The sequence below is a fragment of the Pseudomonas sp. NPDC089422 genome (genome assembly GCF_044749405.1).
In the GTDB taxonomy this organism is placed as follows: Bacteria; Pseudomonadota; Gammaproteobacteria; order Pseudomonadales; family Pseudomonadaceae; genus Aquipseudomonas.
On the sequence record NZ_JBIVHW010000013.1, the window covers coordinates 1 to 25,860 of the forward strand.

General features: G+C 66.5%; 20 protein-coding genes and 1 pseudogene. 18 read left to right on the forward strand and 3 right to left on the reverse strand.

All coding sequences use genetic code 11. From position 1 onward, the window contains the following. From fusA to ACIPZ8_RS22355, 4 genes and pseudogenes are all read left to right on the forward strand, one after another. A pseudogene (fusA, locus tag ACIPZ8_RS22340) lies at window positions 1–417 on the forward strand (elongation factor G); the annotation flags it as partial. A gap of 289 nt (window positions 418–706) precedes the next feature. Further along, window positions 707–2,428: an FAD-binding protein gene (locus ACIPZ8_RS22345; protein ID WP_400727628.1), complete on the forward strand. Its 1,722-nt coding sequence runs from the start codon at window positions 707–709 to the stop codon at window positions 2,426–2,428. Beyond that, window positions 2,425–4,098, forward strand: a complete 1,674-nt coding sequence (locus ACIPZ8_RS22350) for an FAD-binding protein (protein ID WP_400727631.1) — start codon at window positions 2,425–2,427, stop codon at window positions 4,096–4,098. Before ACIPZ8_RS22345 ends, ACIPZ8_RS22350 begins: the two co-directional genes overlap by 4 nt. Then, entirely contained in the window at window positions 4,095–4,862 is a 768-nt protein-coding gene (locus ACIPZ8_RS22355) for an SDR family oxidoreductase (protein WP_400727633.1), read from the forward strand. Before ACIPZ8_RS22350 ends, ACIPZ8_RS22355 begins: the two co-directional genes overlap by 4 nt. Window positions 4,863–4,910: 48 nt before the next feature. On the opposite strand, the gene ACIPZ8_RS22360 is transcribed toward ACIPZ8_RS22355, so the two are convergent. Then, window positions 4,911–5,696: an enoyl-CoA hydratase gene (locus ACIPZ8_RS22360; RefSeq protein ID WP_400727636.1), complete on the reverse strand. Its 786-nt coding sequence runs from the start codon at window positions 5,694–5,696 to the stop codon at window positions 4,911–4,913. Window positions 5,697–5,831: 135 nt separating this feature from the next. Between ACIPZ8_RS22360 and ACIPZ8_RS22365 the strand changes: the two genes are divergently transcribed. From ACIPZ8_RS22365 to ACIPZ8_RS22410, 10 genes are all read left to right on the forward strand, one after another. Next, the gene (locus ACIPZ8_RS22365) at window positions 5,832–6,605 is read left to right on the forward strand and encodes an SDR family oxidoreductase (protein WP_400727639.1); all 774 of its coding nucleotides are present in this window, start codon (window positions 5,832–5,834) and stop codon (window positions 6,603–6,605) included. A 57-nt stretch (window positions 6,606–6,662) separates the two neighbouring features. Continuing rightward, window positions 6,663–7,631: a bifunctional MaoC family dehydratase N-terminal/OB-fold nucleic acid binding domain-containing protein gene (locus ACIPZ8_RS22370; RefSeq protein ID WP_400727642.1), complete on the forward strand. Its 969-nt coding sequence runs from the start codon at window positions 6,663–6,665 to the stop codon at window positions 7,629–7,631. 10 nt (window positions 7,632–7,641) lie between these two features. After that, on the forward strand, window positions 7,642–8,775 hold the full coding sequence (locus tag ACIPZ8_RS22375) for an acyl-CoA dehydrogenase family protein (protein ID WP_400727645.1): 1,134 nt from the start codon (window positions 7,642–7,644) through the stop codon (window positions 8,773–8,775). After that, the gene (locus ACIPZ8_RS22380) at window positions 8,747–9,166 is read left to right on the forward strand and encodes a MaoC family dehydratase (RefSeq protein ID WP_400727648.1); all 420 of its coding nucleotides are present in this window, start codon (window positions 8,747–8,749) and stop codon (window positions 9,164–9,166) included. Before ACIPZ8_RS22375 ends, ACIPZ8_RS22380 begins: the two co-directional genes overlap by 29 nt. Before the next feature lie 14 nt (window positions 9,167–9,180). Next, the gene (locus ACIPZ8_RS22385) at window positions 9,181–10,359 is read left to right on the forward strand and encodes a lipid-transfer protein (protein WP_400727651.1); all 1,179 of its coding nucleotides are present in this window, start codon (window positions 9,181–9,183) and stop codon (window positions 10,357–10,359) included. 10 nt (window positions 10,360–10,369) lie between these two features. Next, window positions 10,370–11,539 (forward strand): acyl-CoA dehydrogenase family protein, encoded by a 1,170-nt coding sequence (locus ACIPZ8_RS22390; protein WP_400727654.1) that lies wholly within the window; start codon window positions 10,370–10,372, stop codon window positions 11,537–11,539. 68 nt (window positions 11,540–11,607) lie between these two features. Then, window positions 11,608–12,813 carry an acyl-CoA dehydrogenase family protein gene (locus ACIPZ8_RS22395; RefSeq protein ID WP_400727657.1) on the forward strand — a complete coding sequence of 402 codons (1,206 nt, stop codon included), beginning with the start codon at window positions 11,608–11,610 and terminating at the stop codon, window positions 12,811–12,813. Beyond that, entirely contained in the window at window positions 12,810–13,964 is a 1,155-nt protein-coding gene (locus ACIPZ8_RS22400; protein ID WP_400727660.1) for an acyl-CoA dehydrogenase family protein, read from the forward strand. Before ACIPZ8_RS22395 ends, ACIPZ8_RS22400 begins: the two co-directional genes overlap by 4 nt. A gap of 22 nt (window positions 13,965–13,986) precedes the next feature. Next, the gene (locus ACIPZ8_RS22405; protein WP_400727662.1) at window positions 13,987–15,675 is read left to right on the forward strand and encodes a class I adenylate-forming enzyme family protein; all 1,689 of its coding nucleotides are present in this window, start codon (window positions 13,987–13,989) and stop codon (window positions 15,673–15,675) included. 108 nt (window positions 15,676–15,783) lie between these two features. Continuing rightward, complete coding sequence (locus ACIPZ8_RS22410) at window positions 15,784–17,142, forward strand: DUF1329 domain-containing protein (RefSeq protein ID WP_400728111.1); 1,359 nt, start codon at window positions 15,784–15,786, stop codon at window positions 17,140–17,142. 103 nt (window positions 17,143–17,245) lie between these two features. On the opposite strand, the gene ACIPZ8_RS22415 is transcribed toward ACIPZ8_RS22410, so the two are convergent. Together ACIPZ8_RS22415 and ACIPZ8_RS22420 are read right to left on the reverse strand one after the other, a co-directional pair. Continuing rightward, window positions 17,246–18,115 (reverse strand): RHS repeat-associated core domain-containing protein, encoded by an 870-nt coding sequence (locus ACIPZ8_RS22415; RefSeq protein ID WP_400727664.1) that lies wholly within the window; start codon window positions 18,113–18,115, stop codon window positions 17,246–17,248. A 438-nt stretch (window positions 18,116–18,553) separates the two neighbouring features. Further along, on the reverse strand, window positions 18,554–19,879 hold the full coding sequence (locus ACIPZ8_RS22420; RefSeq protein ID WP_400727667.1) for a spinster family MFS transporter: 1,326 nt from the start codon (window positions 19,877–19,879) through the stop codon (window positions 18,554–18,556). A 239-nt stretch (window positions 19,880–20,118) separates the two neighbouring features. On the opposite strand from ACIPZ8_RS22420, the gene ACIPZ8_RS22425 reads away from it, so the two are divergent. Genes ACIPZ8_RS22425 through ACIPZ8_RS22440 form a run of 4 tightly spaced genes read left to right on the forward strand, consistent with a single transcriptional unit; the run spans window position 20,119 to window position 25,837 of the window. Continuing rightward, window positions 20,119–21,201, forward strand: a complete 1,083-nt coding sequence (locus ACIPZ8_RS22425; protein WP_400727670.1) for an alkene reductase — start codon at window positions 20,119–20,121, stop codon at window positions 21,199–21,201. Next, window positions 21,198–23,051 (forward strand): long-chain-acyl-CoA synthetase, encoded by a 1,854-nt coding sequence (locus tag ACIPZ8_RS22430; RefSeq protein WP_400727673.1) that lies wholly within the window; start codon window positions 21,198–21,200, stop codon window positions 23,049–23,051. The genes ACIPZ8_RS22425 and ACIPZ8_RS22430 overlap by 4 nt, the downstream gene beginning before the upstream one ends. Beyond that, window positions 23,044–24,192: an MBL fold metallo-hydrolase gene (locus ACIPZ8_RS22435; RefSeq protein ID WP_400727676.1), complete on the forward strand. Its 1,149-nt coding sequence runs from the start codon at window positions 23,044–23,046 to the stop codon at window positions 24,190–24,192. The genes ACIPZ8_RS22430 and ACIPZ8_RS22435 overlap by 8 nt, the downstream gene beginning before the upstream one ends. Further along, window positions 24,170–25,837 carry a DUF1302 domain-containing protein gene (locus tag ACIPZ8_RS22440; protein ID WP_400727679.1) on the forward strand — a complete coding sequence of 556 codons (1,668 nt, stop codon included), beginning with the start codon at window positions 24,170–24,172 and terminating at the stop codon, window positions 25,835–25,837. The genes ACIPZ8_RS22435 and ACIPZ8_RS22440 overlap by 23 nt, the downstream gene beginning before the upstream one ends. The last annotated feature ends 23 nt before the right edge of the window (window positions 25,838–25,860 follow it).

The window sequence follows — 25,860 nt, forward strand, 5'->3', positions numbered from 1 at the left end:
GGCGTTGTTGCCGGCTATCCGCTGCTCGGCCTGAAGGCTACGGTATTCGACGGTTCGTACCACGACGTCGACTCCAACGAAATGGCGTTCAAGATGGCTGCTTCGATGGCCACCAAGCAACTGGCCCAGAAGGGCGGTGGCGTGGTGCTTGAGCCGATCATGAAGGTCGAAGTTGTAACCCCGGAAGACTATCTGGGTGAGGTCATGGGTGACCTGAACAATCGTCGTGGTCTGATAAAGGGTATGGAGGATTCGGTTTCTGGAAAAATTATCAGTGCTGAAGTCCCGCTCGGAGAGTTATTCGGATACGCATCCGACGTTCGTTCCATATCTCAGGGTCGCGCGCACTACTCCATGGAATTCTCGAAATACGCTGAAGTTCCCTCGAATGTTTTCGAAGCACTTTCTAGACGTTGAGTCGTAAACCAGGCCTGGGAGCATGAGACACGCTGTCTATGCTCCCGGGTGGTGTTCATTGATATAACGACCGTTTCGATGGCTCAAGAATTCCAACGACATGCTTGCCAACCGCGTTTAAGGCGCGAGGGCTTGGCCAGTACTTTCACCCGTAATCATGAAATACCGCACTAGTCCGCTTTGACGATGAGTGCCCGTCAGCCAGCGCCGATCATGGGATGCACGCCGCCAGCCGCACCGCGAGGGTGCTGGCGGCTCTTCCCTGACCTTAGCGAATGGCACAACAACAATGACGGCTCAAGATCAGTCTCAAACCCAGTACGACGTGATAGTGGTCGGCTCGGGGGCCGGCGCGATGACCTCGGCGGTGTTCCTTGCCGACCAGGGCTTCAGCGTGCTGGTTCTGGAAAAGAGCGACAAGTTCGGCGGCACCTCGGCCATTTCCGGGGGCGGCATCTGGATCCCCAACAACCACTACTTCGCCCGCCAGGGCGGCAACGACAGCCTCGAGCAGGCGCGCCGCTACCTCGATGCCGCGGCCGCAGGCCAGGTCGACCCGGCCCGCCTTGAGGCCTACCTGGACAACGCGCCGAAGATGATCGAGGCGCTCACCCGCTGCAGCCGCGTGCGCTATGCGGTGGCGGCCAAATACCCGGATTACTACCCGCACCTGCCCGGCGCCTTGCCCGGCGGGCGCACCCTCGACCCGGAGCTGTTCGACAGCAGCCTGCTCGGCGCCGAGCTCGACAACCTGCGCAAGCCGTCACCCTCGACCCTGCTGATGGGCCGTATCGCCTGGACCGCACGGGATGCGCACAAGGCCATGGCCCGCGGCTTTGGCTGGCGCCTGCTGATCTTGCGGCTGATGCTGCGCTACAAGCTCGACTTCAAGTGGCGCCGCAAAAGCCGCTTCGACCGCCGTGCGGCGCTGGGCAGCTCGTTGGTGTGTTCGCTGCGCCGCTCGTTGATGGACCGCAACGTGCCGCTGTGGCTGAACAGCGACTTCCGTGAACTGATCGTCGAGCAGGGCCGGGTCTGCGGCGTGCGCATCTACCGCGAGGGCCGCGAACTCGCGCTGAAGGCCCGCCATGGGGTGATCCTGGCGTCTGGCGGCTTCGAGCAGAACCAGGCGTTGCGTGAACAGTACCTGCCCAAGCCGACGCGTATGGCCTGGAGCGCCACGCCACCGGGCAACAACACCGGCGCCGCGTTGCAGGCCGGCCTGGCCCAGGGCGCGGCCACCGCGCTGATGGATTGGGCCTGGTGGGCGCCGACCATCGCCGTGCCCGGTGAAGACAAACCCCGTGGCATCTTCGCCGAGCGCGCCTTCCCCGGTGCCATCGTGGTCAATGGCGAGGGCCGGCGCTTCGTCAACGAAGCCGCACCGTACCTGGAATTCGTCGACGCCATGCACCGCGACAACGCCCGCACTGGCGGTGGCTCGGTGCCGGCCTGGGTGATCTTCGATGGGCACTTCCGCTTCAACTACGCCATGGGCCCGTTGATGCCGGCCCAGGTCATGCCCGACAGCCGCCTGCGCCCGGAGTGGCGCGACACCTTGTACTGGAAGGCCGACAGCCTGGAGGCCCTGGCCGGAAAGATCGGCATCGACGCCCAGGGCTTGGCCGGCACCGTGGCCCAGGTCAACGACTATGCGCGCACCGGGGTCGACCTGGACTTCGGCCGCGGCGGCAACGTCTTCGACCGTTACTACGGCGACTGCAACATCAAGCCCAACCCGTGCCTGGCACCCCTGAGCAAGGGGCCGTACTACGCCATGCGCCTGGATGCCGGTGACATCGGCACCAAGGGCGGCCTGCTGACCAATGCCCAGGCCCAGGTGCTGCGTGAAGACGGCTCGGTGATCGCCGGCCTGTATGCCATCGGCAACTGCTCGGCCTCGGTGATGGGCACCAGCTACCCCGGTGCTGGCGGCACCCTGGGCCCGGCCATGACCTTTGCCTACGTGGCCGCCAACCACCTGGCGGCCACGCGCCGGGAGGTGGCATGAGCAGCGCCGTCACCGCGATTCTCGAACCGTTGCAGGTGGCCGACGCGGCGGCGCTGCAGTGGCAGGCACATTGCGATGTGCTGGTGATCGGCTGGGGCGCCGCCGGGGCCTGCGCGGCGCTGCAGGCTAGCGCCGAGGGCGCCGATGTGCTGGTCGCCGACCGCTTCACCGGCGGCGGCGCCAGTGCCCGCAGTGGCGGTGTGGTGTATGCCGGCGGTGGTACCCGGCAGCAGCAGGCGGCGGGTTTCGATGACAGCCCCGAGGCAATGTTCGACTACCTGCGGCATGAAACCCAGGGCGTGGTCAGCGACGACACGCTGTGGCGCTTCTGCCGCGACAGCGTCGCCAACCTGCAATGGCTGGAAAGCCACGGCGCGCCATTCGCCCATCAGATGCCACCGGGCGGCAAGACGTCGTACCCGCCCGACGGCGCCTTTCTCTACTACTCGGGCAACGAACTGGTGCCGGCCTATGCCGGCCGGCAGCCGGCGGCGCCGCGCGGCCACCGCACGGTCGGCAACGGCCAGTGTGGCGCGGTGTTGTACAGCCACTTGCAGGCGGCCTGCCTGCGCGCCGGCGTGCGGCCGTTGCCGCAGTCGGCTGCCCGGCGCCTGGTGCTCGACGGGCAGGGGCGGGTGATCGGTGCCGAGCTGTGGCGCCTGGCACCGGGCAGCAAGGCGGCGCGCGAACATGCGCGGCTGGCGGCCCGCGCCGAGCGCCTGCAGAACTTCATGCCGGGCTACTGCGACCGCCTGCGCCGCCGGCTGAGCGCGCTCGAGCACAAGCACGCCAGGCCCTGGCTGGTGCGGGCAGTGAATGGCGTGATCCTGAGCACCGGTGGCTTCATCTTCAACCGCGAGCTGATCAAGGCCCATGCGCCAGCCTTCCGCCGCAACTTCAAGGTCGGCGCCACCGGCTGCGACGGCAGCGGCCTGCGCCTGGGCCTCAGCGTCGGCGCGGCCAGCGACCGCCTGCAGCGGGTCTCGGCGTGGCGCTTCATCAACCCGCCGTACAGCTGGCACAAGGGCATTGTGGTCAACCGGGCCGGCGAGCGCTTCTGCAACGAAGAGGTGTACGGCGCCACCCTCGGCCAGCCATTGATGGAAGAGCAGGGCGGCCAGGCCTGGCTGGTGCTCGATGCGCCGCTGCGCAAGCAAGCCCTGCGCGAGGCGTTGTTTGGCGGTTACTGGTGGTTCCAGGCGTTGCCGGCGTTGGTGCTGATGCTGTTGGGCGCCCGCAAGGGCAAGGACCTGCAGGCACTGGCGCAAACCACCGGCATGCGCGTGGAAAACCTGCGCCAGGCGTTGCTGGCCAACAATGCTGCCGCCCGCGGCCAGGCGCCGGACCCGTTCGGCAAGTCGGCGGGCGGGCGCCAGGTGCTGGAGCAGGGGCCGTTCCATGCCTGCGATATCTCGGTGGGTAACCCGATCTTTCCGCTGGGGGCATTGACCCTCGGTGGCCTGCGCGTGGACGAGCAGAGCGGTGCGGTGCTGGACCAGGAGGGGCAGGCAATCGCCGGGCTCTACGCGGCCGGGCGCACGGCGCTGGGTATTCCTTCACATCTTTACATCAGCGGCCTGTCCCTGGCCGATTGCGTGTTCTCCGGTCGCCGTGCCGGAGCCGCCGTCGCCGGGGCACGCTTGAACACGGACTGCGAGGTGGCGTCATGAGTGAACGAAACGGGCGAGTGCAGGGAAAGGTTGCCTTGGTCACCGGGGGCGCCAAAGGCATCGGCGCAGCGAGTGCACGGCTGCTGGTAGAGCAGGGCGCCCAGGTGTTGATCAGCGATATCGATGAGCAGGCCGGGCTGGCCCTGGCCGAAGCGCTGGGCCCGGCGGCCAGCTTCATCGTCCATGATGCGAGCGATGAAGCGCAGTGGCAGCGGGTGATGGCGGTCATTGCCGAGCGCCATGGCCGGCTGGATATCCTGCTCAACAATGCTGGCATGCTCCAGCCTGGTAACATCGAGGACACCGAACTGCGCGACTGGGAGCGGCTGATGCGGGTGAATGCCGCCAGTGTGTTCCTGGGCTGCCGTGCAGGTATCGCGTTGATGAAACAGCAGGGCGGCTCGATCATCAATCTGTCGTCGGTGGCGGCCTTGGCCGGGCGTGACGATTTCCTGGCCTACAGCGCCTCGAAAGGCGCGGTGGCGGCACTGACCCGCTCGGTGGCGGCGTTCTGCCGGCGGCGGCGTTATCGCATCCGCTGCAACTCGCTGCACCCGGATGGCGTGCTGACCGACATGACCCGTGGTGGTTTTCCTGAAGGTGTCGACCCGGCGCGGTTGACCATCGAGAGCGACCCGATGAACCGCATGTGCCTGCCCGAGGATGTGGCGGCCAGTGTGTTGTACCTGGCCAGTGATGAGGCGCGCGCGGTGAATGGGGTGGAGTTGCGGATCGATAGCGGGCAGTTGGTGATGTCGATCTGAAGGAACCATTCGGGGCCGCTGCGCAGCAGCCCCGGCAAAGAATGCAAATCAGTGCCCCTCAAACCGCGCCGCCCGCTTCTCGATAAACGCCTGCATCCCTTCCTTCTGGTCCCTGGAAGCAAACAACAACGCATTAGCCTTGCGCTCCAGCGCCAGGGCCGCGTCCAGCGGCGCATCCATCCCCGCCAGGATCACCTCCTTGATCTGCTCGGCCGCCAGCGCCGGCATCCCCGCAATCACCCGCGCCAGCTCCAGCGCATGGCCCTGCACCTGGTCATCGTCAACCAGATCGCTGACCAACCCCGCCACCCAGGCCTCTTCGGCACTGATCGGCTGCCCGGTCAGGGCCATGCGCATGGCCTTGGCCTTGCCCACGGCGCGCACCAGGCGCTGGGTGCCGCCGATGCCGGGCATGATGCCGATGCGGATCTCCGGTTGGCAGAAGCGCGCACTGCGCCCGGCGACGATCAGGTCGGCAAGCATCGCCAGTTCGCAGCCGCCGCCATAGGCGTAACCGCAGACCGCCGCGATCACCGGCTTCGGGCAGTGCTGGATCGGCGCCCAGACCCGCTCGGTGTGGCGTTGGTAGATATCGATCGGGCCGACCCCGGCCATGCTGCCGATATCGCCGCCAGCGGCGAACACCTTGTCACCACCGGTCAGCAGGATGCAGCGCACATCCGGGTCTGCACCCAATTCACTGAAGTGGCGCGACAGCAACCCTTGCAGCTCCAGGCTCAGGGCATTGGTGGCGTGCGGGCGGTTCAGGCGCAGCAGCGCCACGCCCGGTAGCGGGCGTTCGAGCAGGACCGGTGGAGCAGCTGAATCAGGCATGGATTTCCTCATGTGCAGGGCGCGATGGCCGCCAGTGTTGCCCCGTGCCCCGGCCCATTCATCGTCCGTTCAGACGAAGTACGGCCGTCATCGAGCCTCTAGAGTCGGTTGCCATGGCAGAACGAGGAACAGGCAATGAGGTTTGATTACAACGGCAAGGTGGTGCTCGTCACCGGCGGTAGCAAAGGGATCGGCGCCGGTATCGCCGAAGGGTTTCTCGCAGCCGGGGCGCAGGTGATCGTCTGCGCCCGCAGCCAGCCCGAACAGCTGCCCAGCGCCGAGGGCCGCAGCGCAGTGTTCATCGCCGCCGACGTGCGTGATGGCGAGTCGCTGCAGGCGCTGTTCGACACCGTCGAGCGTGACTTCGGCCGCCTCGACGTGCTGGTCAACAACGCTGGCGGCAGCCCGTCGGCGGTGGCCGCCACCGCCTCGCCACGCTTTCACGAGGGCGTGCTGCGGCTGAACCTGATCGCACCGCTCAACGCCGCCCAGCACGCCAACCGCCTGATGCAGGCCCAGGCGCAGGGCGGTTGCATCGTCTTCATCGGCAGCATCAGCGCCCTGCGTGCATCACCCGGTACCGCCGCCTACGGCGCGGCCAAGGCCGGGGTGCTGGCGCTGGTGCAATCGCTGGCCGTGGAGTGGGCGCCGAAAGTGCGCGTGGTTGCGGTCAGCCCCGGCCTGGTGCTGACCGACCAGGCCCACCTGCATTACGGCAGCGAGCACGGCATCGCCGCCGTCAGCGCCGGCATTCCGGCCGGGCGCATGGCCGCTGCCAGCGACATCGCCAACGCCTGCCTGTACATCGCCTCACCCCTGGCCAGCTATGCCAGCGGTTGCAACCTGCTGCTGCACGGCGGTGGCGAACGCCCGGCGTTTCTCAGTGCGGCGCAGGCCCTACCGACTTGATCGACCACCTGGCGGCGGCCGCATCGGTCCGCCGCCCTCACGTTGCAGGAGACGACTTTGGCTGACCCACAATTGCTATCCAGCGTGCGCGCCCTCGTGGGCCGCGAATATGGCCGGGTGTATGCCTGGGATGCGGTGAATGCGCCGATGATCCGCCAATGGTGCGAGATCATGGGTGTCGACAACCCGCTCTACAGCGACCCCGACTTTGCCCAGAGCAGCCCGCACCAGGCCATCGTCGCCCCGCCGGCCATGCTCCAGGTGTGGACCATGGAAGGGCTGCACGCCAACCACTACCCGCCGGGCTCCACCGAGCAGAACCCGTACGAAGTGCTCAAGCTGATCGAGGAATACGGCTACGCCTCGGTGGTGGCGGTGAACTCCGAGCTGAGCTTCACCCGCCCGGTGCAGTTGGGCGAGCGGCTGTACTACACCACCCGCCTGGACGCGGTGGGGGACGAGAAGACCACCACCCTGGGCACCGGCTTCTTCGTCACCCTGGTGATGAGCCACTTCGTCGAAAAGCCCGAGGGTGACGAGCCGGTGGGCGAGCTGCTGTTCCGCGTGTTCAAGTTCCGCCCGGCCAACCCGCAACCTGCCGCCAAGCCCGAGGCCGCACCGGCCAAGGCCAAGCGCCCGCTGCCGGGAGTGAGCGACGACACCCGGTTCTTCTGGGAAGGCTGCGCCGAAGGCCGCCTGCTGATCCAGCGCTGCAGCGCCTGCGCCACCTTGCGCCACCCACCGGCACCGGTGTGCATGGCCTGCCACAGCTTCGAGTGGGACAGCGTCCAGGCCAGCGGGCGCGGCAGCCTGTATTCCTTCGTGGTCATGCATTACCCCGAAGTGCCGCCATTCGACCACCCCAACCCGATCGGCCTGATCGAGCTGGACGAGGGCGTACGCCTGGTCGCCGGGCTGATCGGCGTACAGCGCGAGCAACTGCAGATCGGCCAGCGCCTGCAGGTCGAGTTCCACACTTTCGACGAGCAGCAGACCTTGCCGCTGTTCCGGCCAGTGGCCGAATAGGAGGGCGCCCATGGACTTTCAATTGAGCGAAGACCAGCGCGCCATCGAGCAGATGGCCGAGAGCCTGTTCAGCGACCACTGCCATGACGATGCGCTGCGCCACTGGGATGCCAGCGGCGAACCGCTGATGGCGCCGCTCTGGGCGCTGTGCCAGGAAACCGGCCTGCACGCCCTGGCCATCCCGGAACAGCAGGGCGGCAGCGGCCTGGGCATGACCGAGCTGATGCTGGTGTTGCAGGCCCAGGGGCGCAGCCTTGGCCAGGTACCGCTGTGGCGGCACCAGCTGGCGGCCGCGACCCTGGCCGCCTTCGGCCTGGGCGACCTGGCGCAGCTGGCAGCCAGCGCGGCGGCGGGTGAGCGGATGTTGAGCCTGTCGCTGGACGGCCTGTATGCCGCCGGCGGCATCGTCTTGCAGGCCACGGCCTGTGCCGAGGGCTGGCAGGTGTGCGGGCAGGTGGCCGCACTGGCCCTGGGTGGGCAAGCCCACGCGGCGTTGTTGCCGGTGCTTGCCGACGGCCAGCCACGGCTGCTGCTGCTCGACCTCGACAACCCGGCCATCCGCCGTGTGCCGGGGGTGCTGACCCACGGCGAAGCAATCACCGACCTGCACATTGAGGGCCTGCGGGTCAGCGCCGACCGCGTGCTGCCCACCGCCGCACTGGCCTGGCTCGAACCCCGCGCGATCGCCGCCCTGGCGGCGCTGCAGCTTGGGGTCAGTGCCGAGCACATCCAGCGCACCGTGGCCTATGTGGGCGAGCGCCAGCAGTTCGACCGGCGCATCGGCAGCTTCCAGGCGGTGCAGATGAGCATGGCCGATGCGCACATCGCCCTGGAGGCCCTGCGCAGCGCCCTCTGGCAGCTGTGCTACCGGCTGGACGCTGGCCTGCCGGCACCGTCCGAGGCCCAGGCCACCGCCTACCTGGCCTGCGAAGCCGGCCACCGCATCGGCCATGTTGCCCAGCACGCGCACGGCGGCATTGGTGTCGACCTGACCTACCCGATTCACCGCTACCTCTACTGGAGCCGCGCCCTGGGCATTGCCCTGGGTGGTTCGGCGGCCTGCCTGGAACGGCTCGGCGACTGGCTGAGCGACAACGACAAGCTGGGATGGAAATATGACCTCGAAGAACACCAAGCGCTTTGACGATGTGCGCCCCGGCGAAACCCTGCCAGCGCTGCAGGTGCCGATCACGGTGGCGCTGATCGCCGGCGGTGCGATCGCCACGCGCGACTATTTCCCCGGCCACCACGACCTGGATGCCGCCCGTGAACTGGGTTCGCCCCACGTGTTCATGAACATCCTCACCACCAACGGCCTGGTGCAGCGCTTCGTCGAAGGCTGGGCCGGCCCGCTGGCGCGCTTCACCGCGCTGAAGATCAAGCTGGGCGTGCCCAACTACCCCGGCGACTGCATGACCTTCAGCGGCAGCGTGACCAGTTGTGACCCCGAAACCCGCACGGTGGAAGTGACCCTGAGCGGCAAGAACTCAATGGGCAACCACGTGACCGGCACGGTCGCGCTGGTGCTGCCATGATCAGCGGAGGCAGCATGAGCAACCTTTCGATTTCAGGGCGCGCCGCAATCGTCGGCCTTGGCGCCACCGAGTTTTCCAAGAACTCCGGGCGCACCGAACTGCGCCTGGCCCTCGAAGCCACCCTCGAGGCGCTGCGCGACGCCGGCATCGATCCCTCGGAAGTGGAGGGCTTCAGCTCCTATTCGGTGGACAAGGTCCCGGAGTACGAAATCGCCCGCCTGCTGGGTTGCAAGGACGTCAAGTTCTTCTCCCAGGTGCCCCACGGAGGCGGCGCCGCCTGCGCGCCGGTGATGCACGCGGCCATGGCGGTGGCCACCGGGGTGGCCAAGGTGGTGGTGGTGTACCGGGCCATGAATGAACGCTCCTGGTACCGCTTCGGCAGTGGCAGCTACGGCTTTGCCGCCACGCCGATCTTCGACAACGTCAACTACGGCTGGTACATGCCCCACGGCTTCCACACCCCGGCCGCCTGGGTCGGCATGTTTGCCCAGCGCTACATGCACACCTACGGCGCCACCTCGGAAGACTTCGGCCGGGTGGCTGTGGCGGCGCGGGACTTTGCCGCGACCAACCCCAAGGCGTTCTTCCACGGCAAGCCGATCACCCTCGAAGAGCACCAGGCCTCGCGCTGGATCTGCGAACCGCTGCACCTGCTCGACTGCTGCCAGGAGTCCGACGGCGCGGTGGCCATGGTCATCACCTCGGCCGAGCGCGCCCGCGACCTGCGGCAGAAACCGGTGACCATCAAGGCCGGCTCCCAGGGCATCACCCAGGGCCAGCAGAGCATGACCTCGTTCTACCGCGACGACATCACCGGCCTGCCGGAAATGGGCGTGGTCGCCAAGGAGCTGTACCGCCAGTCCGGGCTCGGCCCCGAGGCGCTGCAGACGGCGGTGATCTACGACCACTTCACCCCGTTCGTGCTGCCGCAACTGGAGGAATTCGGCTTTGCCCGGCGCGGCGAGGCCAAGGAGTTTGTCCGCGCCGGGCACCATGCCCGCGGCGGCAAGCTGCCGATCAACACCCACGGCGGGCAGCTGGGCGAGGCCTACATCCACGGCATGAACGGCATCGCCGAGGCGGTGCGCCAGGTGCGTGGCACGGCGGTCAACCAGGTGGCGGGCGTGGAAAACGTGCTGGTCACCGCCGGCACCGGCGTGCCCACCAGCGGCCTGATTCTGGGCACGGCCTGAGGAGCACAGCATGTTCGTCGATCTTACCCCCGAGCAACATGCGCTGCGCCGCCAGGTGCGCGACTACTTCCAGGCGCTGATGACCCCCGAGCTGCGCGAACGTCTGCGCGGCCAGGAGGGCGGCGAGCTGTATCGCCAGACCGTGCGCCAGATGGGCCGTGACGGCTGGCTGGCGGTGGGCTGGCCGAAGGCCCATGGCGGCCAGGGCTACGCCGCCACCGAGCAGCTGATTTTCTTCGAAGAGGCCAACATCGCTGGCGCGCCGCTGCCGTTCGTGACCATCAGCACGGTGGGCCCGGCGTTGATGGAGCACGGCAGCGCGGCGCAGAAGGAACGCTTTCTGCCCGGGATCGCTGCCGGCGAAATCATGTTCGCCATCGGCTACTCCGAGCCCGATGCCGGCAGCGATCTGGCCGTGCTGCGCACCAGCGCCCGGCTGGACGGCGAGCACTTCGTGGTCAACGGCAACAAGCTGTGGACCTCGGGCGCCGAGTCGGCGGACTTCATCTGGCTGGCCGCACGCACCGACCCGAGCCAGGCGCGGCACAAGGGCGTGTCGATCCTGATCCTCGACACCCGCCTGCCAGGCTTTTCCACCACGGTGATCCCGACCACCAGCAACCCGACGGCCGCCACCTACTACGACAACGTGCAGGTGCCCCGGGACATGCTGGTCGGCGAGCTGCACGGCGGCTGGAAGCTGATCACCGCGCAGCTCAACCACGAGCGCCTGGGCCTGGGCTCGTGGTCGGACAAGGTCGTCGGGCTGTTCCGCCGGGTCTACCTGTGGGCCAAGGCCCGCGATGAGCAGGGCCGGCGGGCGATGGACAAGGCCTGGGTGCGCAGTTCGCTGGCCGAATGCTATGCGCGCCTGGAGGCGATGCGCCTGATCAACCTGCGCATCGCCGCCAACCTGGAGCGCGAGCACATGGACGTGGCGTTGAGCTCGACCACCAAGGTGTACGGCTCGGAATCGGCGATCGAGATCCTGCGCCGGCTGTCGGCCATCGTCGGCGCCAATGGCGTGGTCCGTGGCGGCTCGGCCGCGGCGGCGCTGCACGGTGACCTGGAGTACGAACTGCGCGCCTCGGTCACCGTGACCTTTGGCGGCGGCACCAATGAAATCCAGCGCGAGCTGATCGCCCAGTTCGGCCTGGGCATGCCGCGCACCCAGCGCTGAGCCACCCCAACCACAACAAAAGGCCCCGCCCCGGCAGCGCCCGGGGCCTGGGCCGAGGGTTGCACCCGATGAGCACGATAGAGCAATTCAGGCACGAGACCCGTGCCTGGCTGGAAGCCAACTGCCCGCAGTCGATGCGCACCGCCATGGGCGAAGGCGATGTGGTCTGGGGCGCCAGCCAGCCGCAGTTCGCCAATGACGATGCGCGCCTGTGGTTCGAGCGCATGCGCGACAAGCGCTGGTTCTGCCCCGAATGGCCCGAGGCCTACGGCGGTGCCGGGCTGGATGCCGAGCAGCTGGCGGTGCTGGAAAGCGAGATGCGCCGCCTCAAGTGCCGGCCGCCGCAGATCAACCTGGGCATCTGGATGCTCGGGCCGGTGTTGCTGGCCTATGGCAGCGAAGAACAGAAACGCAGCCTGCTGCCGCCCATGGCGCGGGGCGAGGTGCGCTGGTGCCAGGGCTTCTCCGAACCCAATGCCGGCTCCGACCTGGCCAGCCTGAAGATGGCCGCCCGTGACGCCGGCGATCACTTCGTGGTCGATGGCAGCAAGATCTGGACCTCCTACGGTGACAAGTCCGACTGGATGTACGCGCTGGTGCGCACCGACAGCCAGGCGCCCAAGCACGAAGGCATCAGCCTGATCGTGCTGGACATGCGCAGCCCCGGGGTCAAGCCGGTGCCGATCGACCTGATCAGTGGCAAGTCGGCGTTCTGCCAGGTGTTCTTCGATGGCGTGAAGGTGCCCAAGCGTCAGCTGATCGGCCCGCTCAATAGCGGCTGGAACCTCGGCAAGTACCTGCTGCAGCATGAGCGCAAGGCCATGTCGAAGTTCGGCGAGTTCAGCCTGCCGTCGCACTTCGACCTGCTGGCGCTGCTGCGCGAGTACCTGCCGCAGCCGCGCAGCCAGGGTGAGCTGGCGTTGCAGGCGCGGGCGGTGGCCTACGCCATGGACGAGCATGCCTATGGCCTGACGGTGCAGCGCATGGCCGAGGAGGGGCGTGCTGGCGACGACATCAGCGGCCTGATGGCGATCATGAAACTGCTGCACACCGAGCAGGAGCGCGACAAGTTCGAAGTGCTGCTCGACGCCATGGGCGGCCACGCCCTTGGCTGGCAGGCACCGGGCTTCAGCGAGCGCGAGCTGGCGGTGACCCGTGCCTGGCTCAACAGCTATGCCCTGACCATTTCCGGGGGCGCATCGGAAGTGCAGCTCAATGTCATCGCCAAGCGCGTGCTTGGTTTGCCCGACGGCAAGAAAGGAGTGTCGGCATGAACCTGCGTTACAACGAAGAACAACGCCTGCTGGCCGACAGTGCCCGCGATTTTCTCGCCGCGCGCAGCCCGGTGGCGGCGCAGCGGCGCCTGCGTGACCAGGGCGTGGCGCAAGGCTTCGACAGCCAGCTGTGGCGCGAGGCGGTCGAGCTGGGTTGGAGCGCCATCCCGTTTGCCGAGCACCTCGGTGGGCTGGACTTCGGGTGCATGGGCCTGGGGCCGATCTTCGAAGCCAAGGGCCAGCACCTGTCGGCGACGCCCTTGTTGTCCAGCGTGGTCCTGGCCGGCTCGCTGCTGGCCCTGGCCGGTTCGGCGCAGCAGCAGGGCGACTGGCTGCAGGCGGTGATCCAGGGTGAGCGGCGCCTGGCCCTGGCGCTGGACGAGGGCGCCCGCCACCGCCCCAGCGACGTAGCTGTGGCTGCGCTCGCCGAAGGCGACGGTTATCGCCTGAGCGGGGAAAAGTTCTGGGTCATCGACGGTGTCGGTGCCGATGCCTACGTGGTGGCGGCGCGTACCGCCGGCCAGCCGGGCGAAGCGCAGGGCATCAGCCTGTTCCTCGTGCCGGCCGACACCCTGGGCGTGCAATGCACGGCGCTGCCACTGATCGACTCGCGCAACAGCGGACGCCTGCGCCTGGACCAGGTGCGGGTGGGCCGCGAGGCGCTGCTCGGGGAACCCGGGGCGGCCTGGGCGGTGCTGGACGCCGTGCTCGACCGCGGCCGGGCCTGCCTGGCCGCAGAGTTGCTGGGCGCTGCGCAGCAGCTGTTCGAGACCACCGTGGAATACCTCAAGACGCGCGTGCAGTTCGACGTGCCGATCGGCTCGTTCCAGGCCCTGCAGCACCGCGCCGCGCACCTGTACACCCAGCTGGCCCTGGCGCGCAGTGCAGTGATGGCCGGCCTTTCGGCGCTCGATGACCCGCAACTGGACGCCGCCCGGCGCGGGCGGCTGGTCAGCCTGGCCAAGTGGAAGGCCGGCGATACCGCACTGCAGGTTGCCAACGAAGCGGTGCAGATGCATGGCGGCATTGGCGTCACCGACGAGCTGGATGTTGGCCTGTACCTGAAGCGGGTGCGGGTGGCCCAGGCCTGCCTGGGTGATCGCGACTTCCATTGCGAACGCTATGCCGCCCTCGACGCGGCCTGCGCCTAAGCGCAGCGGCTGGAGAACCCTGATGAGCATTGACCATTGGCGGCAGGCCTGGGCGCAGTTGATCGCCCCCGGCTCACCGTTTGAAGTGATGACCCCGGCCGCTGGCGGCCCGCGGCATTTTCGCCATGCGCCGCGCAACCTGGTGCAGGTGATCGACGCCGCACGGGTGCATGGCGACAAGGAATTTGTCGTCTGGCAGCAGCAGCGGCTGAGCTTTGCCGAGTATTTCGACGCGGTCGACCGCCTGGCCGGGCAGTTGGCAGGTCGCCTGGGCCTGCGCCCTGGCGAGCGGGTGGCGATTGCCATGCGCAACCAGCCGGCCTGGCTGGTGGCGTTTGCCGCCATCCAGCGCTGCGGCGCGGTGTGCGTGCCGCTCAACAGCTGGGGCCTGCACGATGAGCTGTTGCATGGCGTGGAGGACAGCGGGGCGCGCCTGCTGATCGGCGACGATGCGCGCCTGGCCTTGCTCCAGGGCGATCTGGCAGCGGCCGGGCGGATCTTCATCGTGGTCGGGCGTGCCGCCGATGCCGGGTTGCCCGCGCACTGCCTGCGCTACGAGGACCTGCTGGCGGCCGAACCGCTGCCGCTGGCCGCCGTGGACCTGGCGCCTGAAGCCCCGGCGCTGATCCTCTACACCTCCGGCACCACCAGCCGCGCCAAGGGCGTGCTGTCCAGTCATGGGGCGATCTGCCAGGCGCTGACCGCGCTGGAGTTCCAGGGCGCGTTCTGCGCGCTGACTTCGCCCGAGCGGGTGGCGGGCATGCTCGGCAGTGGCTTCGCCTCGACCACCCTGATGGCGGTGCCGCTGTTCCATGTCAGTGGCCTGCACGCGCAGTTTCTCTCGGCCTTGCGCGGCGGTCGGCGCCTGCTGCTGATGTACAAGTGGGATGCCGAGCAGGCGCTGGACCTGATCCGCGACGAGCGCTGCACCCAGTTCAATGGCGCCCCGGTGATGATGCAGCAGCTGCTGGCCTCGCCCCGCTATGACAGCAGCGACACCGCCAGCCTGTTCGGCCTGGGCCTGGGCGGCGGTGCCTCGTCGGCCGGGCTGCTGGACGAAATGCTGGTGCGCAGGCCCCAGGTGATCGCCGGCAGTGGCTACGGCCTGACCGAAAGCAACGGCATCGGTGCGGCGATTGGCGGCGACCTGTTCGCTTACTGCCCGGCCAGCGCCGGCTGGCCATTGCCGATTGTCGAGGTGTGCATCGGCGATGACCCCTTGCAGCCGCTGCCGGCCGGCCGCGAAGGGCTGATCTGGCTGCGTTCGCCAACCTTGATGCAGGGCTACTGGAACCTCGCCGAGGCCAGCCGCCAGACCCTGCGCGACGGCTGGCTCGACACCGGCGACCTCGGTTACCTGGACGAAGAGGGCTTCCTGTACATCAGCGGCCGGGTCAAGGACCTGATCAACCGCGGTGGCGAGAAGATTTCCGCTGCCGAGATCGAAACCTGCGTCAGCGACATGCCCGGCGTGCTGGAAGCGGCAGCGTTCGCCGTCGCCGACCCGCTGCACGGCGAAGTGGTGGCGCTGGCGATCCATGGTGCAGCGGCGAGCCTGCCGGCCATTGATCAGGTGCGCACGTTCATCGCCCAGCGCCTGGCCGCCTACAAGGTGCCGGCGCAGGTCTACCGCGTCGACCAGCCATTGCCCCGCAACGCCACCGGCAAGGTGCTCAAGGCCGAACTCAAGGCACGCCTGGGCAGCGCGTGATGTTTAGTCCCTCCGGACGATGCCGCGCCGGCTGGAACCGGAACAATGAAGCCATACCACACGCCTTATCAGCGAAGGAGGCAGTACATGAAAACAACAACAACGGTAATGCTCGCAGCCGCTCTCACCCTCAACAGCGGGCTGGTCACCAGCGCCCACGCCGCCGTGCCACCGGCAGAGGCCGCCCGCCTGGGCAAGGACCTGACCTGCGTCGGTGCCGAGCAGGCCGGCAATGCCGAAGGCACCATCCCGCCCTACACCGGCAAGTACCTGGGCGAGGTGCCAGGCTGGAACCACATCAAGTTCTCCGGTGACCAGCCGGTGGACCCGTACGCCAATGAAAAGCCGATCCTGGTGATCACCGCGCAGAACATGGACCAGTACGCCGCGCACCTGACCGACGGGCAGAAGGCGCTGCTGAAGAAGTACCCGACCACCTACAAGATGAACATCTACCCGGGGCACCGTGACTTCCGCTACCCCGACTACGTGTGCCGCCGCGTCATGGACAATGCCTTGCATGCCCAGCTGGTCAACGATGGATTGGGTGTCGAGGGCCTGGGCCAGGTGCCGTTCCCGATTCCAAAGAATGGCATGGAGGTGCTGTGGAACCACCAGCTGCCGGCGCGCGCCTATACTGAGGAGAAAATCTCCGACCTCGCCTCGGTCCTGCCCAACGGCAGCATTGGCTGGGGCCGCGCCCATGCGCGCAACCTGTCGCAGGCCAACTCGCCGACCGTGGAGCCGAAGACCTCCGACATGATCCAGGCGATGAGCTACAACACCACGCTCAAGCCGGCCCGTGACAACGGCGTGATCAGCATTGCCCACGAGCCCTACAACTTCGTCACCTCATCGCGCCAGGCCTGGGCCTACAGCCCGTCGACCCGGCGCGTGCGGCAGATGCCGGGGTACGGTTACGACCAGCCGATGATCGGCACCAATGGCACCATGACCGTGGACGAGGACCGCCTGTTCAACGGTGCGCCGGAGCGCTACACCTGGAAGCTGCTGGGCAAGCGTGAGATCTACAGCCCGGCCAACGCCTTCAAGGCCAACGCCGGCACGGTCAAGTACGCCGAGCTGCTGACCCCCAATCACCCGAACCCCGAGTTCATGCGGTACGAGCTGCGCCGGGTGTGGGTGGTCGAGGCTGACCTGAAGGAGGGCTACCGCCATGTGTATGGCAAGCGTGTGCTGTTCATCGACGAGGACACCTGGAACGCGGTGATGGCCGACAACTACGATGCCCGTGGGCAGCTGTGGAAGCATGCGATGATCAACTATTACTACCACCCGGACATGAGCGGCTGGCAGGCCGGGTCGCAGTTTTTCATGGACCTGAACTCGGGGCAGTACACCGGGTACGGGATGACCAACGAGGCGAAGAAGGGGCCGATTCTGAACGAGAGCAAGTTTACCCCGGATATGTATACCGCCGATGCGGCGCGGGCGATTGGGCGTTGATGGGGGAGCTTTACTAAATAAATCGGGCCTGGCGGGACGTTCCTGTCAGGCACCTGATTTTCAGAATCTACTCGCTTGGATAACTCTCGATAGGGTGAGTAAATCATCGCTGCCGAACAGTTTTTTGCTGTTCAGGGAGTACTTTAACAGCAATATATTTGTCGTCCGTGCCAAATGCGTTTGCGTTGCGAAATTCAGTAGTTCTGTGTTGAGGTGGTCCAAGGGGTGGAGAGGGCGTGGAGGGTGTCATGTAGATGACGGGCATTCCAAATCGGTTGGCAGCTTTCTGAAAGAAAGAATGGTCAAGAAGTTCTGTTGGTGATAGCTGTAAATTTCCAATGTATTGGATGTTCCCCGGTGTTTTTTCTTTTGGGGATTTGACTATTTTATTAAAATCCTTGAGGAATTCGGCTTTTGTTAATTGGTGCTGATTGTCTGTGCGATTAATGACGAGGCTGTCAGGTACATTGTTTGAATTGCTTTTTACGGCCCATTTCAGTTTCCCTACCTTGCCCGATGCTGTTAATTTTTGAAGCCCTGTAGCTCCGGTCGGAGCGTGACCGGTAGGGTCACTTTTGTTAACGGGGTCGCGTGCAGCGAATCCATACGAGTTTATACCACCGGCACCAAAAGGGCTCAAGCCATCTGGGCTATTGAAGATCCTCAGTGTAGGTAGATAGTAACGGTATCCATTGCCTAGTGGATAACCATTGGAATTCGCATCATAAAACTCTCCCTTGTAGAGAAATGGAGAATTTTTTATGGCTTTCTTAAATCCGTAGGGGCAAAAATTAAGGTGTTCGCCCCCTTGCGAGTGATCGAGAGTAGGCGTGCTTTGATTGTCGTGGCTTATAAGATAAGAAGCGTCGCCATTTTTGATGGCTAAGGTGAAATCATTGGCGCGCGCCAGCTGTATGGCATGGTGAGGCTCGATGAACGTCACTATTTTTCTTGCGTTGTAGAAAAGATGCATTGGCGTGCCCTCCATGGGTGTGTTTCAATCATGAAGCATCATTTGAAGTTGGAAAACTGTTAAAAGTTGCAGTGGCGGTATTGTCTGTTATGTGTTTTCCCGGCCTGCTGGGTTCTTCAGCGGGGTTGAAGTCGTGGCAGTACACCAGGTTCGGCATGAGCCATGAGGCGAAGATGTGAGATCGAGCGCCGCCCGCGCGGCGCATCGCAGGCAAGCCTGCTCCTACATCTGTTTCGGGCCAATTATTCCTGAGGCATTTGCGCGCGCCCCCTTGTTTATACGACGCGATTTCGAGCCATGCACCAAGGGTACGCGCGCCCAATGGCACAGGCTTCACTGGCCCGAAACAGATGTAGGAGCAGGCTTGCCTGCGATGCGCCGCGCGGGCGGCGCTCGATCTCACAGGCGCCAAATCTCTTGAGGCAGGCACCCCGGCCCCTACACCGCCACCGCGCCAACCACCTTGCCACCCGCCAATCCTTTGATCTGCGCCCGATACCGCGGCAACGCAATAGCCAAAAACACCGCCGCCAACACCAGCAACACCACCGAAGCCGCCAACGCATACCGCAGCGATTCCCCCTGCAAGCTCGGCAGGAACAGGTCACTCAGCATCCCGATCAACAACGGCCCCAGCCCAACCCCTAGCAAGGTCATGGCCATGACAAAAATCGCCGTGGCCTGTGCCAGTCGAGTCGCCGGGAACAGATGGGTGATCGCCCCCAGGCACGGCGTCGCCCACCACACCCCAAAGAACCCGAACGCACTGTAGAACAGAAACGCCTGGGGCACGGGCGTGTCGCCAATGTAAAACGCAGTCCCCTGCGGCCACAGGAAGTACGCCAGGGCAAACGGAATGCTCAGCAACGTGCCCAGCAACGGCACGCCGATCTGCCAGCCGACATCGCGCCGGGCCAGGCGGTCGGTGAGCATGCCGCACACCAGGGTACCGATGGTCGACCCGCTGCCACCGATCACCCCCACCAGAAAGCCCGCCTGCTGCATGTTCAGGCCGTGTGAACGGATCAGGAAGCTCGGGCTCCAGGTGCCGATGGCATAGCCTGCGATCGCCGCCGCACCACCGGTCATCACCAGCCACGGGAACGACGGCATGCGCAGCAGCTCGCCCAGGGTCTGCAGCCAGCCTTCGGCCGGCGCGGCGCTGGCCTGCTGCAGCCGCACAGGCTTCGGTGCACGCACGGTCAGCAACAGCAACAGGCCGAGCAGGATGCCGGGTGCGCCAATCAGCAGGAACGCATAACGCCAACCATGCTGCTGGGCAATCCAGCCGCCCAGGCCGAGGCCGACGATGGCGCCCAGGCTCGAACCGAGCATCAGCACCGCCAGGGCGGTGGAGCGACGCTGCGGCGGGTACAGGTCGGAGACCATCGCCACCGACGGCGCGGTGCCGCCGGCTTCACCGATGGCCACGCCGATCCGTGCCAGCACCAGGGTGAAGAAGCTGCCGGCCATGCCGCAGAGCATGGTCATTAGGCTCCAGGCCATGCAGCTGAAGGCGATCACCGGCTTGCGCCCGATGCGGTCCGATAGCCGCCCCAGGGGCAGGCCGAACACCGTGTAGAACACCGCGAAAGTCACCCCTGAAAGCAGGCCGATACCGGTGTCGGAAATGCCGAATTCAAGCTTCACCGGCTCGATCAGGATGGCCATCAGCTGGCGGTCGATGTAGTTGAAAACATAGATGCTGGCCAGCACCAGCAAGGCGTAGTGAGTACGCCAGGTCACAGGAGGGGATGGGTTCACAGCACAGCTCCGCTTCTTGTTTTAGGTGCGCCCGATGCTCGGCGCATGGCGGCGCGATTTCATCGTCTGTTCAGACCAGTTTCGCCGCTGGGCCGGGGCCTTGGCCAGCCTTGCAGCGGGCACTGCAGGACTAGTCTCGACGGACGATGTTTCGCACCTGGCCAAGGTGAATCATTCAGCTCATCTCCGGTGTCGCGCGCCCCTTGCGCACCGGCAACAAGAAGAGTGAAGGAGCTGAAATGAGCATCTTGTTCGAGCCTGTGCGGCTGGGCGACCTGCAGTTGGCCAACCGCATCGTCATGGCTCCGATGACCCGCAGCCGTGCCGACCGCCAAGGTGTGCCGGGCAGCGACATGGTCACCTACTACCGCCAGCGGGCCAGCGCCGGGCTGATCGTGGCCGAGGGCACCGCGCCTTCGGCCAGCGGCCTGGGCTACTGCCGCACCCCGGCCATCTACAGCGCCGAACAGATAGCAGGTTGGCGCCAGGTGACCCGCGCCGTGCACGCCGAAGGGGGGCGCATCGTGCTGCAACTGATGCACGTCGGGCGCGCCGCCAGCCACCATAACAAGCCGCTCGGCGCCGCCACGGTGGCGCCCTCGGCGATCCGCGCCCGCACCCAGCTGTTCAGCGACACAGCCGGCATGGTCGACACCGAGATGCCCGAGGCGCTGTCCCTTGAGGGCATTGCCGGGGTGATCGACGACTATCGCCGCGCCGCGCTGAATGCCCGCGAGGCGGGCTTCGATGGTGTCGAACTGCACTGCACCAGCGGTTACCTGCCCATGCAGTTCATGGCCGCTGGCAGCAACCAGCGCAGCGATGCCTACGGTGGCGACGCCCGCAAGCGGGTGCGCTTTGCCGCAGAAGTGCTGGCGGCCATGGCGGGCGCCATCGGTGCGGGCCGGGTTGGCCTGCGCCTGTGCCCCGGCAACCCGTACAACGACATCGACGACCACGAGCCGGCCGTGACCAGCGCGGCACTGTGTGCGGCGGTGGCGCCCTTGAACTTGGCCTACCTGCATGTCATGCGTTCGCCGCTGCCTGGGCTCGATGCGTTCGCCCTGGCGCGCAGCAATAGCGCACAAGCGCTGATCCTCAACGACGGCTTCGACGGCGCCTCGGCGCAGGCGGCGCTGGCGGCGGGCGAGGGCGCGGCGGTGTCCTTCGGCCGGCACTTCATCGGCAACCCGGACCTGGTCGAGCGCCTGCGCCACGGGCGGCCCTTGGCCGGCTTCGAGCGCAAGACTCTTTACACCCCAGGGGCACGCGGCTACAGCGACTACCCCCGCTGGCAAGCCAGCGCGGAGGTGGCGCAATGAACCTGCCTCAAGCACTGCACGCACCGGTGCAACAGCCGGTCAGTCGCGAACAGACCCAGGCCTTGCTCGACCTGCGCAGCGCCGCCAGCGCGCAGATCAAGCCACGTGACCTGTACACCCTGGCCGATCGCCTGGAAGCGCAGGCCGATCGCCAGGGCGAGCGACCGTTCCTGATCTATGGCGAGCAGGTGCTGAGCTACGCCGAAGTCGACCGCCAGGCCGACCAGGTGGCCCATGCCTGCCTAGCCCGTGGGCTGCGCCCCGGTGACGTGTGCGCCCTGGCCATGGAGAACCGCCCGGCGTTCTTCGCCTGCTGGTTCGGCCTGGTCAAGCTTGGCGTGGTGGTGGCGTTCATCAATACCCAGGTGGCCGGTAAACCCTTGGTGCATGCGCTGCAAACCACCCATGCCAAGGCTTTGCTGGTTGGCGAGGAGTGCCTGGGCAACCTGCAGGCGACCGAAGACTTGCCGCCGCTGCCGGTGTGGCTGGTCAACGACGCCGAACAGCCATGGCCGGGTGAGCTGCCGGCCGGTATCGACACCACGTTCGCCGAGGACCTCGCCGCCGCACCGTGCAGTCGCTTCCCGCGGGCGCTGCGTGCGGATATCGAGGCCCAGGCGCCGACCTTGCTGATCTTCACCTCGGGTACCACCGGCCTGCCGAAAGCCGCGCGCTACAGCCACATGCGCTGGATGTCGTCGGGCGATGTGATGGAAGTGACCTTGCAGGCCACCCACGCCGATGTGTTTTATTGCTGCTTGCCGCTGTACCACGGCGCGGCCGCCACCTCGGTCACCTCCACGGCCCTGCGCGTGGGCGCGAGCATCGTGGTGCGGCGCAAGTTCAGCGTGCGTGAGTTCTGGAACGACGTGACGCGCCATCGCATCAGCGTGTTCCAGTACATTGGCGAAATCTGCCGCTACCTGCTCAACCGCCCGGCCCAGGCCGGGGAGCGCGAGCACAGCCTGCGCTGCATGCTCGGCGCCGGCCTGTCGGCAGAGGCCTGGCAGCGCTGGGTCGAGCGCTTCGGCCCGATCCAGGTTTTCGAGGGCTGGGGTGCCACAGAAGCCAACACCAACCTGATCAACGTCGACAACTACCTCGGCTCCTGCGGCCGGGTGCCGGACTGGAACCGCACCAACCTGCGCCTGGTGCGCTACGACGTGGAGAACGATTGCCACCCACGCGACGCCAACGGCTTCTACCAGCTGTGCGAAGTCGGTGAGGTGGGCGAGGCCATAGGCTTCATCGTCGACCACCCCGACATCGGCGGCGGCCGCTTCGAGGGCTATACCTGCGCGGCAGCCACCGAGAGCAAGATCCGCCGCGATGTGCTGCAGGCCGGCGATGCCTGGTGGAGCTCGGGCGACTTGCTGCGCCAGGATGCCGATGGCTATTGCTATTTCGTCGACCGCATTGGCGACACCTTCCGCTGGAAGAGCGAGAACGTTTCCACCCAGGAGGTGGCCGATGCCCTCAGCGACCTGCCGGGCCTTGAACTGATCAACGTCTACGGCGTGCAGGTGCCGGAGCACGAGGGCAGGGCGGGGATGGCCTCCGTGCTGATGCAGCCGGGGGAAGTGTTCGACCCGCAGGCGTTCTACCAGCTGACCGAGGCACGCCTGCCGCGCTATGCCGCGCCGCTGTTCGTACGGGTAAGCGCGGCGGCAGACCTGACCAGTACCTTCAAGCTGCGCAAGGTCGACCTGCAGCGCCAGGGCTACTGCCCGCAAGCCTGCGCCGATCCGCTGTTCATCCGTGACGAAGGCAGCGCCAGCTATCAGCCCTATTCGCTGCAGATGCTGGCCCAGGTCGGGCTCCCGCCGTTCATTGGTGGCCAACATGGCTGAGCACAGCACGCAAGGTCACGAGCTGGCGGGCGGCCTGCGCTACCCCTGGCCGCAGGCACAAGGCAGTGGCGAGTGGCGCGAGGTGCTGGACGGGGTGTGGTGGCTGCGCATGCCGCTGCCGTACCGCCTCGACCACATCAACCTGTACCTGCTGCGCCATGGCGACGGCTGGGTGGTGGTGGACACCGGCATGAACACCCCGCAGACCCGTGACGCCTGGGAGCAGGTGTTTGCCGGGCTGTTCGCCGGGCAGCCGGTGCTGGCGGTGATCTGCACCCATTATCACTCCGACCATGCCGGCGTCGCCGCCTGGCTCGCAGAACGCTACCGCTGCCCGATCTACATGACCGCCAGCGAGTACCGCTCGCTGTATGTGACGGTGCCAGAGGGGCAGACGCCGGGTTGGGATTTCCACGACTTCCATGCCAAGGCGGGCTTTACCGACGCGCAGATCGACGAGCTGTACCGGTTGATCCAGAGCGGCCACTTCCGCCCGCTGCATTTCAACAGCTACCGGCGCCTGCAAGACGGCGACCGCCTGCCCATCGGCCACCGTCAGTGGCGGGTGGTGGTGGGGCGCGGCCATTCCCCCGAGCACGCCTGCCTGTATGCCGAAGACGGCAGCGTGCTGATTGCCGGCGACCAGGTGCTGCCGCGCATCACCCCGACGGTGGGGGTGCATGCCAGCGAACCCGAGGCCGACCCGCTGCGTGACTGGCTGGCCTCGCTCGAACACCTGCGCAGGCTGCCCGACAGCGTGTTGGTGCTGCCGGCCCACGAGCGGCCGTTCTACAACCTGCATGCGCGCCTGGACCAGTTGCGCGCGCATCACCAGGCCCAGCTGGCAAAGCTGCTGGCCAGCTGTGACGTGCCACGCAGCGCGCTGGAGCTGATGGCCGTGCTGTTCCCCAAGCTGTCAGGTCGTTTCGACGAACTGATGGCGCTTGGCGAAACGTTGGCCCACGCCAACTACCTCATGACCGAAGGGCTGCTGGTGCGCGAGCTGCACCAGGCGCACTACCGCTACCGCCGTGGCGCGCCGGGGCAACCCGCGCCCGGCCCGACGGCAACGTTGACCATTCCAGGCAGCCAGCCGGTTGCCCTTCAGGAGAGTCCGTGTGATCGACAAGAACAACAATAACGATACTGGCCTTGCCAGCCGCGGCTTGCCGCTGGCCGGCCTGACAGCGGCGATTGCCCTGGCATCGGCGTCGGCCTGGGCGGGGGAGACCATCGAGTTCGACAATGGCGCCACCGTCGACTGGTCGGTGACTACCAGCTACGGCATCGGCGTGCGCCTGGCCAAGCCCAGCGACCGCCTGATGGGGGTCAACGCCGACGACGGCGACCGCAACTTCAACCAGGGCAGCCTGACCACCAACCGCCTGGGCGCACTGGGCGAGATGATCATGCGCATGGACAACTATGGCGCGGTGGTGCGCGCCAGTACCTTCTACGACGACGTCTACCACCGCAAGAACGACAACAATTCGCCGGCCACCGTGAACAAGGACGGTGACAACGACGAATTCACCAGCGCTGCCAAGTACTACAGCGGTGGCCGTACCCGCCTGCTGGATGCCTACGTGTTCGGCGGCTGGCGCTTCGACAACGACTCGATGCTTGACGTCAAGGCCGGCCGCCATATCGAATCCTGGGGCGAGAGCCTGTACTACCCTGGGGTCAACGGCGTGCAGAACCCCTCGGACGCGGTCAAGGCTGCGCAACCCGGGGTCGAGGTCAAGGAAGTGCTGCTGCCGGTGGGGCAGGTGTCGGCCTCGTACCGCTTCAACCCGCAGTTCACCTTTGGCGCGTACATGCAGTACGAATGGAAGGGCACCGAGCTGGCCCCGGTGGGCAGCTACCTTTCGGGCACCGACGTGATCGGCCCGGGCCGCGAGTTCCTGATCACGCCGACCGGCAACGTGCCGTACCGTGGCACCGACGAGCCCCGCGACAGCGGCCAGTGGGGCGTGCAGCTGCGCTACCGGCCGGTGCCGGCCCTGGAGCTGTCGCTGTTCCACGTCAACTACCACGACAAGAACCCGGCCACCGCGCTGGTGGGCTACAGCCCGGTGCCGGTGGGTGGCGGCCTGTTCGCCTTCGCCGCCAACGGCTACCGGGTGAAGTACTTCGAGGACATCAAGCTCACCGGTATCAGCGCCTCGACCAAGCTCGGCGAAACCCAGATCGGCGGCGAGTGGTCGTACCGCGACGGCGCGCCGGTGATGGTCAACACCGGCCTCGGGCCGACCCCGGCGCGCGGCAAGGGCCAGCAGTTCCAGCTTTCGGCCATGCGCGTGCTGGGCGACCGGCCATGGGCCAGCCAGACCACCCTCACCGGCGAGATCATCCACGTCAAGGTCGACAGCGTCGACGCCACTTCCGCAGCCGGCAACCTGCAGGGCGTGGCGTTGCTGCCGAGCCTGGCACCGCTGGTCGCGGCGTCCGATGACTACACCTACAAGACCTCGACCGGCTGGCGCACGCGGGGTGCCAGCGCCTACACGGTGGGCGCGTCGTTCAGTTACCCGGGGGTGTTCCAGGGCTGGGACCTGGAGGTGCCGGTGCGCTTCTCCAACGTGTTCAGCGGCTCGACGCCCATGGCCGGGAGCATTTCCGGTGTGCAGGGTGACCGCCGCATCAGCGTCGGCACCACCTTCAAGTACCTGGGCAACCTGGAAGCCGCGCTGACCTATGTCGGCTACCTCGGCTCGCCCGACGCCATCAAGCGGCCCTACGCCGACCGTGACTACGCCACCTTCTCGTTGAAATACACCTTCTGACCGATCACCTGACAACGCTGGCG

What these genes read in the sequence shown, in the direction of transcription:
- ACIPZ8_RS22345 (WP_400727628.1), top strand. Translation starts at nt 707, where the DNA reads ATGACGGCTCAAGATCAGTCTCAAACCCAGTACGACGTGATAGTGGTC.
- ACIPZ8_RS22350 (WP_400727631.1), top strand. Translation starts at nt 2,425, where the DNA reads ATGAGCAGCGCCGTCACCGCGATTCTCGAACCGTTGCAGGTGGCCGAC.
- ACIPZ8_RS22355 (WP_400727633.1), top strand. Translation starts at nt 4,095, where the DNA reads ATGAGTGAACGAAACGGGCGAGTGCAGGGAAAGGTTGCCTTGGTCACC.
- ACIPZ8_RS22360 (WP_400727636.1), bottom strand. Translation starts at nt 5,696, where the DNA reads ATGCCTGATTCAGCTGCTCCACCGGTCCTGCTCGAACGCCCGCTACCG.
- ACIPZ8_RS22365 (WP_400727639.1), top strand. Translation starts at nt 5,832, where the DNA reads ATGAGGTTTGATTACAACGGCAAGGTGGTGCTCGTCACCGGCGGTAGC.
- ACIPZ8_RS22375 (WP_400727645.1), top strand. Translation starts at nt 7,642, where the DNA reads ATGGACTTTCAATTGAGCGAAGACCAGCGCGCCATCGAGCAGATGGCC.
- ACIPZ8_RS22380 (WP_400727648.1), top strand. Translation starts at nt 8,747, where the DNA reads ATGACCTCGAAGAACACCAAGCGCTTTGACGATGTGCGCCCCGGCGAA.
- ACIPZ8_RS22385 (WP_400727651.1), top strand. Translation starts at nt 9,181, where the DNA reads ATGAGCAACCTTTCGATTTCAGGGCGCGCCGCAATCGTCGGCCTTGGC.
- ACIPZ8_RS22390 (WP_400727654.1), top strand. Translation starts at nt 10,370, where the DNA reads ATGTTCGTCGATCTTACCCCCGAGCAACATGCGCTGCGCCGCCAGGTG.
- ACIPZ8_RS22395 (WP_400727657.1), top strand. Translation starts at nt 11,608, where the DNA reads ATGAGCACGATAGAGCAATTCAGGCACGAGACCCGTGCCTGGCTGGAA.
- ACIPZ8_RS22400 (WP_400727660.1), top strand. Translation starts at nt 12,810, where the DNA reads ATGAACCTGCGTTACAACGAAGAACAACGCCTGCTGGCCGACAGTGCC.
- ACIPZ8_RS22405 (WP_400727662.1), top strand. Translation starts at nt 13,987, where the DNA reads ATGAGCATTGACCATTGGCGGCAGGCCTGGGCGCAGTTGATCGCCCCC.
- ACIPZ8_RS22410 (WP_400728111.1), top strand. Translation starts at nt 15,784, where the DNA reads ATGCTCGCAGCCGCTCTCACCCTCAACAGCGGGCTGGTCACCAGCGCC.
- ACIPZ8_RS22415 (WP_400727664.1), bottom strand. Translation starts at nt 18,115, where the DNA reads ATGCATCTTTTCTACAACGCAAGAAAAATAGTGACGTTCATCGAGCCT.
- ACIPZ8_RS22425 (WP_400727670.1), top strand. Translation starts at nt 20,119, where the DNA reads ATGAGCATCTTGTTCGAGCCTGTGCGGCTGGGCGACCTGCAGTTGGCC.
- ACIPZ8_RS22430 (WP_400727673.1), top strand. Translation starts at nt 21,198, where the DNA reads ATGAACCTGCCTCAAGCACTGCACGCACCGGTGCAACAGCCGGTCAGT.
- ACIPZ8_RS22435 (WP_400727676.1), top strand. Translation starts at nt 23,044, where the DNA reads ATGGCTGAGCACAGCACGCAAGGTCACGAGCTGGCGGGCGGCCTGCGC.